Genomic DNA, 998 nt, shown 5'->3' with positions numbered 1-998 from the left:
CAATTTCTTTTTCTTTTTCCTTAATAAATTGCAATTCAACGTTATATTCAAAGCTATCTTTTTCTAAATTTTTAAGATGTCTTTCACTGAAAAAAATATCTTTACTTGTTTTTTTATAAGTATCTTCTAGCAATACATCAGTAGGAATATTGTTGCTTTGTTTGAATAGATACTGAACATTAGACGCTTTGATAATGTTACCTTTTTGTGCCTCATCTACAATAAATGCTTTCTCATCATTACTAAAATGATAATGAGATTTAGGATACATTTGCTGAACAATTAGGTTGTTTTTATCAATTTCAGTAAGGTAAACGTCTTTAGCTGATTGATAAATTTCTTTACGTTTTTCTTCTCTGCTTTCTAACTTATTCTTTTCATTGAGTAATTCTTTAAAGTTAGATTTAACAGTATTAATAAACTCTTGTTGACTATATCCTTTATTTTCAACTTCTCTTCTAAATTGATAATTAGTATCATAATTATCTGCATAAAATTTTAATTGACGTCTCTTAATTTCATTTTTGAGTAAGTCATTTTGAATTTTACGACCAAAAGTAGACGCACTATCAAACGTGTTTTTAATAGTTTCTTTTGCCTCTGAATAGCCAACATCATGTTTATATCTATCAAATAAAATAGAATAACTTTGTTCATTTTCGCTTACTTGATTGTTAGCATTTTGAATAAATAATCTAATTTCATTTTGTGCTTGTTCTTTCTCTTTATCACTAAATAATTGTGATACTTCGCCACGATTATATCTTCTAATTTGTTCATTTTTCTGTCCATAATAAGTAACAGGTTGGTACTCGATACCCTCTTTTTCACAGCGTTTTTTTTCGTTTTGTTCTAATCTATATTCTTCTCTTGTAAGTGGAATTTCTGCGATTTTTTCTAAACCTTGCGCTTCAAAAGAACGACTATCATATCGTCTTAAACTTTGTTCACGTTCTGAGTATTGATTTAATTTTAATTCCCAATGCTTACGAACTTCT

Annotated in this window: 1 pseudogene; it reads right to left on the bottom strand. The window is 27.6% G+C overall.

The features are described from left to right. Positions 1-998, bottom strand: a pseudogene (locus HMPREF2881_RS11730) (MobA/MobL family protein); the annotation flags it as partial.

It is taken from the genome of Staphylococcus sp. HMSC057A08 (assembly GCF_001812925.1).
In the GTDB taxonomy this organism is placed as follows: Bacteria; Bacillota; Bacilli; order Staphylococcales; family Staphylococcaceae; genus Staphylococcus; species Staphylococcus hominis.
This window is presented reverse-complemented; position numbering and strand designations above follow the sequence as displayed.